This is a genomic window from Bacillus pretiosus, assembly GCF_051294775.1.
Taxonomy (GTDB): Bacteria; Bacillota; Bacilli; order Bacillales; family Bacillaceae_G; genus Bacillus_A; species Bacillus_A wiedmannii.
In genome coordinates this window covers 51,975-58,449 of sequence record NZ_JBPPHF010000011.1, presented here as the reverse complement: position 1 = coordinate 58,449, position 6,475 = coordinate 51,975, and the positions used below count along the sequence as shown (strand labels likewise).

Annotated in this window: 9 protein-coding genes; 2 read left to right on the top strand and 7 right to left on the bottom strand. The window is 36.2% G+C overall.

Annotated features, from left to right (window positions below):
- Positions 1-239 precede the first annotated feature (239 nt).
- Positions 240-458: a hypothetical protein gene (locus ACSG5Z_RS28765; RefSeq protein ID WP_000900297.1), complete on the bottom strand. Its 219-nt coding sequence runs from the start codon at positions 456-458 to the stop codon at positions 240-242.
- A gap of 170 nt (positions 459-628) precedes the next feature.
- Between ACSG5Z_RS28765 and pdaB the strand changes: the two genes are divergently transcribed.
- Positions 629-1,393 (top strand): polysaccharide deacetylase family sporulation protein PdaB, encoded by a 765-nt coding sequence (gene pdaB / locus ACSG5Z_RS28760; protein WP_087983918.1) that lies wholly within the window; start codon positions 629-631, stop codon positions 1,391-1,393.
- A gap of 127 nt (positions 1,394-1,520) precedes the next feature.
- Here the strand turns inward: pdaB and kbaA are convergent, their stop codons facing one another.
- Positions 1,521-2,132, bottom strand: coding sequence for a KinB signaling pathway activation protein KbaA (gene kbaA, locus ACSG5Z_RS28755; protein WP_087983919.1), 612 nt, complete (start codon positions 2,130-2,132; stop codon positions 1,521-1,523).
- A 139-nt stretch (positions 2,133-2,271) separates the two neighbouring features.
- On the opposite strand from kbaA, the gene gerD reads away from it, so the two are divergent.
- Positions 2,272-2,889, top strand: a complete 618-nt coding sequence (gene gerD / locus ACSG5Z_RS28750; protein WP_087983920.1) for a spore germination protein GerD — start codon at positions 2,272-2,274, stop codon at positions 2,887-2,889.
- Between the two features lie 56 nt (positions 2,890-2,945).
- On the opposite strand, the gene salA is transcribed toward gerD, so the two are convergent.
- The 5 genes from salA to rplM all read right to left on the bottom strand — a co-directional run bounded on the left by salA (position 2,946) and on the right by rplM (position 6,379).
- Positions 2,946-4,013, bottom strand: coding sequence for an iron-sulfur carrier protein/transcriptional regulator SalA (gene salA, locus ACSG5Z_RS28745; protein ID WP_137011870.1), 1,068 nt, complete (start codon positions 4,011-4,013; stop codon positions 2,946-2,948).
- Positions 4,014-4,156: 143 nt separating this feature from the next.
- A complete protein-coding gene (gene cwlD, locus ACSG5Z_RS28740) occupies positions 4,157-4,870 on the bottom strand; it encodes an N-acetylmuramoyl-L-alanine amidase CwlD (protein WP_000822446.1) in 714 nt (237 codons plus the stop codon).
- 66 nt (positions 4,871-4,936) lie between these two features.
- On the bottom strand, positions 4,937-5,365 hold the full coding sequence (locus ACSG5Z_RS28735) for a YbaK family protein (protein WP_001101006.1): 429 nt from the start codon (positions 5,363-5,365) through the stop codon (positions 4,937-4,939).
- A gap of 162 nt (positions 5,366-5,527) precedes the next feature.
- The gene (gene rpsI, locus ACSG5Z_RS28730) at positions 5,528-5,920 is read right to left on the bottom strand and encodes a 30S ribosomal protein S9 (RefSeq protein ID WP_000079986.1); all 393 of its coding nucleotides are present in this window, start codon (positions 5,918-5,920) and stop codon (positions 5,528-5,530) included.
- Between the two features lie 21 nt (positions 5,921-5,941).
- The gene (rplM, locus tag ACSG5Z_RS28725; RefSeq protein ID WP_001260795.1) at positions 5,942-6,379 is read right to left on the bottom strand and encodes a 50S ribosomal protein L13; all 438 of its coding nucleotides are present in this window, start codon (positions 6,377-6,379) and stop codon (positions 5,942-5,944) included.
- Positions 6,380-6,475 lie beyond the last annotated feature (96 nt).

Below are 6,475 nucleotides of genomic sequence, written 5' to 3'. Positions count from 1 at the left end.
ACTCTCCAATAAAGTTAGTTTGTCTAGCATCTAAAAATAAAAATTGACGTTTCACGTTGTTTGTTTCGTTCAGTTTTCAAAGAACTACTTGGTCGCTCATTTGCGACTTCCTTATGTTAACATCTTCATTTTTCAATGTCAACTAAGTTTTTTAAATTTCTTTTTTTATCGTCTTCTGCGTTTCCGCATCAGCGACGGTTATTAATTTATCATATAATAACTATTAACGTCAACACTTTTTAATAAAAAATTCTTTTCCTTACATAACGCATACACTCTTCTGCATTAGCGACTCTTCGAAACAAACAAAAAATGATTTTATATCTTTCTTCCATCGCCTTTTTTACAACGTCATGAATACGTTCATCTTCAAAATCAAATAGCAGTTCTTCTAACTCTCTCTTCAATATGTATTCCATTTCTTTTTTCTCTTCTTTCGTTAACATAAACCCAAGCAAATCATCACCTCAATCATTTCTTACAAAGCAATAAACGTTACGCTCATTTTCACTTATCAAAATCCTATCATTCATTATATCCACTGCTTACGATATTAATCCTTTGTTCTCTTTTTAATATTTAAAGCATATATGTAACTGAAAAGGATTGGACAAAGGGGCGTAATATTATGTTTTTCTTTTTTATTACGAGTAAACGAGCTTTTAAACACATTAGCTTAATAGTGATACTTTCCTTATTTACAGCATGGCTTCTCTTTTTGAAAACATATTCACATGAATCTGCTTTTTCAACTGCGACAGGACCTAAAGTTATTTACAAAGGAGACACCTCTAAAAAACAAGTTGCATTCACGTTTGATATTAGTTGGGGAGACAAAAAAGCAATTCCAATCCTTGATACACTTAAAGAAAGAGACATTAAGAATGCAACCTTCTTCGTTTCTGCTGCATGGGCAGAAAGGCACCCTGATGTTGTTGAACGCATCATAAAAGATGGACATGAAATCGGTAGTATGGGCTATAATTACACGTCCTACACTTCTCTAGAGACAAATGAAATACGAAGAGATCTTTTACGAGCACAAGATGTTTTTACAAAACTTGGTGTGAAACAAGTCAAACTATTACGTCCACCTAGTGGAGAATTTAACAAAGCAACACTTAAAATAGCAGAATCACTCGGATACACCATCGTCCATTGGAGTAATAACTCAAACGACTGGAAAAACCCAGGTGTAAACAATATCGTTTCCAATGTCTCTACTAATTTAAAAGGTGGAGATATCGTCTTATTACATGCATCCGATTCTGCCCTTCAAACAAATAAAGCTTTACCACTGCTTCTACAAAAATTAAAGAGTGACGGATATGAACAAATATCGGTATCACAACTTATTTCTAACACAAGTACAAAAAGTAAAGATGTAAGGTAATTCTTTTCCCTCGTGCCTTCACACATAAAAAGCTCTACTACCTATCATTAAGGTAGTAGAGCTTTTTTCATCCCAATATTTATATTCGTACAACCACCCTGCATAAAAACTCAAAAATCTCTCTTACTTAAGCCGACTTACTCGCCTTTCCAATTAAACGATGTAATATAAGTAACTGATATGCATTACATAATAAAAGTGGTATCACCATTAAATACAACCAATCTGTGTCATTAATACGAAGCGCTGGTACCCACTCAAGAATTGTTACAACAACCATAAAGAACAAAGCGGGCACAAATGCCTTTCTATTCGTTTCTTTACTTTTTATGTAAGCAACAATCGCCCCAAACACAAATAATACACCTGCAACAAGTATGTTATTCCCTAACGAAACTTCCCCATTTGCAATCAATATGGATCTTAAATACACGAAATCAAATAAAACGAATGCAATAAAGAAGAGCTGGACTGCATTCCATAAAGAAGGTGACCTGAACATCCCCAGTCCAAAACGATGGATTGTTAAATAGGCAAAGAACCCCATTTGACTTATAACACTAAAAATAAATCCTACACCCATCAACCAGAAGGAAACTGCTAAAATCTCCTTCCCGTCGAAATTTTGAAAAAATTTAGCGTACTTGTCCCACTCCAAAACAAACCCAATAATGACCGTGCTAATCCCACCTAGAAACAACGTCGTAAAAAACAGGCGTACCCACTTGCGGCTATTCACAACACATCCCCCATTATCCTTATATTTCTAATTAAATTGTATCAATGACAATTTCAAAAAGCTAGCCATGTTCATGTATAAATTCCTTAAAGATATTTATATTAAAAAGAGAGAACTGTGTTGAAAGGAGTTCCAACTTATGAAACGGATGCTGCTCGTTTTGACTTCTTCTTTTCTATTTCTTGTACTTGTAGCATGTGCACAAGGAAAAGAAGCAAAGTCCGAACTTGATTATGATCAAACGAAGAAAATGATTGTTGATATTTTAAAAACCGATCAAGGTAAGAAAGCCATTCAAGATGTGTTAACTGATGAAAAAATGAAACAAGCACTCATACTAGATGAAACAGTAGTAAAGAAAACGATTGAAGATGCAATGGTATCCGACAAAGGGCAACAATTCTGGGAAAAGCTCTTTAAAGACCCTGAGTTCTCATCGAAATTCGCTAAAAGTATGGGGAAAGAACAAACAACCTTAATGAAAACATTACTAAAAGACCCTGAATACCAAGCAGGCGTTATAGAAATTATGAAAAACCCTGAAGTAGAAAAAATAATGTTACAAACAATGAAGAGCAAAGAATACCGCCAATATTTACAACAAGTACTAACAGAAACTGCTGAAAGCCCACTCTTCCAAGCTAAGATGATTGATATTATTAGTAAAGGTGTACAAAAGGCCGAAAAAAGTGGATCTGATAAAAAAGAAGCAGGCGGTGAAGGTGGTTCCCAAGACGGTAAAAAGGAGCAACAGTAAAAATAATAATTATAATAATGAGTGGACAATATATGTATCGTCCACTCATTATTATTTTATTTTTGCGCGACAGCTATTTTATCAATTACTGTCTCAGCTATCGTACGATAAATAAGACCCGTCGTATGTGTATCTTCATATACCGAAGGCGCAAAGTCATCTTTATTCCAATCAGGTTGTTGAAGCGGGATTCGGCCAAGTACTTCTGTTTGAAGTTCTTTAGCTAATTTATCTCCTCCACCTCTTCCAAACACATATTCTTTTTCACCAGTTGTTTTACTTTCAAAATACGCCATATTTTCAACAACACCAAGAATACTATGTTCTGTACGTAAAGCCATGGCTCCAGCACGCGCTGCCACAAATGCCGCTGTTGGATGTGGCGTTGTTACAATAATCTCTTTACAAGCTGGCAACATTGAGTGTAAGTCTAGCGCAACATCACCTGTACCCGGTGGTAAATCTAAAACTAAATAGTCTAAATCGCCCCACTCTACTTCTGTAAAGAAGTGATTTAACATTTTCCCAAGCATAGGGCCTCTCCAAATAACCGGTGCATTATCTTCTACAAAGAATCCCATTGAAATTACCTTTACACCTAGACGCTCCACTGGAATGATTCTATCTCCTCTTACAACAGGACGTTTTTCTATCCCCATCATATCCGGTACGCTAAAACCATAAATATCAGCATCAATGATACCAACCTTTTTACCTAGACGAGCTAAAGCAATAGCAAGGTTAACAGAAACTGTTGATTTTCCGACTCCACCTTTTCCACTCGCCACTGCTAAAAATGTTGTTTTTGAATTTGGTGACAATAAAGATTCAGTTTGCTCTTCTTCCTGTTCCGGTGCAAACTGAGCTAATTCCTCTTCTGTAAATTCTGCAAAGCGAAGCCCTACTGTTGCTGCTCCTAGTTCTTTTACTAATTTTACAATTCCAGATTGCAATTGCATTTGTTCCGCTGTACCGGTTTTTACAATTGCAATTTTAACACTTACATGTTCCTTCTCAGGCTTAACTGTTACCTCTTTAATTGCACCTGTTTCTTTTAACGTTTTATGTAAAAACGGATCTACAATCCCTTCTAACGCTTCCACTACTTGCTCTTTCGTTACCATAGTTAGCCCAGCCCCCTGTATGAAAAATAACGTAATGTTAATTAAATTTATCTCTCTTTATTTTTGAAATAAATGCGTTTACATTTCCAGTATAACATATTTTCGGAAAACTTCGTTAACGGGAGAAACTCAAAAAATCCTCCTTATTCTGGAGGATTCCCTTTTTCCGTGAAATAACGTAATATACCACGATATACTGCAGCCGCTACCTTTTGCTGATATTTCTCCGAATTTAACATATACCTTTCGTTTACATTCGATAAAAAGCCAGCTTCAATTAGAGCACCTGGTGTTTTCGCATACTTCAATAAATACACATGAGAAATTGTTTTAGCAGAACGATTCGTATTCTCTAAACTCGTTCTCAATTCAGCTTGTATAAATTTCGCAGCACGTTCATTTTCAACCGAAGAACGATAGTAGAACGTTTGTGCGCCTTTCGATCCACTACTAGTTAAAGCATTTAAATGAATACTCGCAAAAAAGTCTACATCAGGCTTATTAATAATCTCTACACGCTTTTTTAAATCCTCTGCTTTACGTCTACTATATGATTTTGTATCTTTCTGAGCTAAATCATAATCTCCCTCACGTGTTAAAATAACTAGTGCACCTTGTTCTTGTAAATAATCTTGTACCTTCTTTGTAATTTCAAGCGTAATATCTTTTTCTATAATATCTTTTCCACCAACAGCCCCTCCGTCTGGCCCACCATGCCCAGCATCTAATACAATCACTTTCCCTGATAAGGGTAAATTCCAAGCTCGCCACGATTTTGTAATTTGAAATTCTTGTTTGACTAAAAAAAACAAAACAACCGCAGCGAGTGCAAAAGAGATAATTCGAATTCTCTTCATACCTTTCCTCCTCCAGCTAGTCCCTCTAATTACTTATATGGGACAAGAGGAAAGTTTATGCTTGTCTTAATGAAGCTTTAATCGATATCTTCTTTCACCTTTTTCATATCCTTCCTGCCACCATAAGCCGATAAACTGCTGGCAAGATTCAAAAAGTAATTCCTCATCTTGTAACTTAATTTCCCGCATAGTCATGCTCGTTAAAAATTGGAATAGTGTTTCCGTTAATTGTTGCTCTTCTTCTAAGGCTCTATATTTCACATCAAAGAATGATTCACCATAATAACCAAACTTACTGTATCTCGCTCCTAATAAATACGATTCTATCCCTAATTCAATACAGTAATCTTCATACTGACGATGAAGTTCCTGCATCTGAAAGGCATCCCTAATATTTGAACGTAATGTTTTTAATGATAATTCTCGCAGCATCTTCCGTTCATATTTCAACTGCTTTTCTTTTTGTTTTTCTTGTAAGCTGACAATGACATTCATAGTACTTATAAACCTCCCTAATACGTATTAGTCTAAACTTCTAAAGAAGAAGCATACGCGAGAGAATAGCACTAAAATATTCCAAACTACAAAAATTACAAAAGAGGAATGAAACATAAAAAAACCCCAACCAAAATGGTTGGGGTTTGTAGTTCGCAAAAATTAACGTTTTGAGAACTGAGGTGCACGACGTGCGCCTTTAAGACCGTATTTTTTACGCTCTTTCATACGTGCGTCACGAGTTAATAGACCTGCACGTTTTAGTGTTAGACGGTATTCTGGATCAGCTTTTAATAAAGCGCGAGAAATACCGTGACGAATAGCACCAGCTTGACCAGTGTATCCACCACCATTTACGTTTACAAGTACATCGTAGTTACCTAAAGTTTCTGTTGCAACTAGAGGTTGTTTCACTACTTCACGTAATGCAGCAAATGGGATATAGTTTTCAAAATCACGACCGTTAATGATAACGCGTCCTTCGCCTGGAACTAGGCGTACGCGCGCTACTGAACTCTTACGACGTCCAGTGCCATAGTATTGAACCTGTGCCAAAGTAAGCCCTCCTTTAATTGATTATCCGCGAAGTTCGTAAACTTCTGGTTTTTGTGCTTGGTGTGGATGCTCTGCTCCAGCATACACGTTTAATTTCTTAGATACTTGACGTCCTAAACGTCCTTTTGGAAGCATCCCTTTAATTGCAAGCTCTAACATTTGTACAGGATAGTTTGTACGCATTTCTAGAGCTGTTCTTTGTTTAAGTCCACCTGGGTGGTTAGTGTGACGGTAGTAAATTTTATCGTTTAATTTATTACCTGTTAAATGAATTTTTTCAGCGTTAATAATAATTACATGATCACCCGTGTCAACGTGTGGTGTAAATGTAGGTTTGTTTTTACCGCGTAAAATAGATGCTACTTCAGTAGATAGGCGACCTAAAGTTTGACCTTCAGCATCAACCACATACCATTTACGCTCAACTTCGTTAGCTTTTGCCATAAAAGTCGTACGCATGTGTTTCCCTCCTCGTTATCTTTTCCATAGAAAAAATCTATTGTTTATCTTAAACACGATTTCCTTCCGGGGCTAATCGTGGTTTTAGAAACAATA

Excerpts from the sequence above, each read along its gene's own strand:
- pdaB (WP_087983918.1), top strand. The coding sequence starts at position 629 with ATGTTTTTCTTTTTTATTACGAGTAAACGAGCTTTTAAACACATTAGC.
- gerD (WP_087983920.1), top strand. The coding sequence starts at position 2,272 with ATGAAACGGATGCTGCTCGTTTTGACTTCTTCTTTTCTATTTCTTGTA.
- salA (WP_137011870.1), bottom strand. The coding sequence starts at position 4,013 with ATGGTAACGAAAGAGCAAGTAGTGGAAGCGTTAGAAGGGATTGTAGAT.
- cwlD (WP_000822446.1), bottom strand. The coding sequence starts at position 4,870 with ATGAAGAGAATTCGAATTATCTCTTTTGCACTCGCTGCGGTTGTTTTG.
- ACSG5Z_RS28735 (WP_001101006.1), bottom strand. The coding sequence starts at position 5,365 with ATGAATGTCATTGTCAGCTTACAAGAAAAACAAAAAGAAAAGCAGTTG.
- rplM (WP_001260795.1), bottom strand. The coding sequence starts at position 6,379 with ATGCGTACGACTTTTATGGCAAAAGCTAACGAAGTTGAGCGTAAATGG.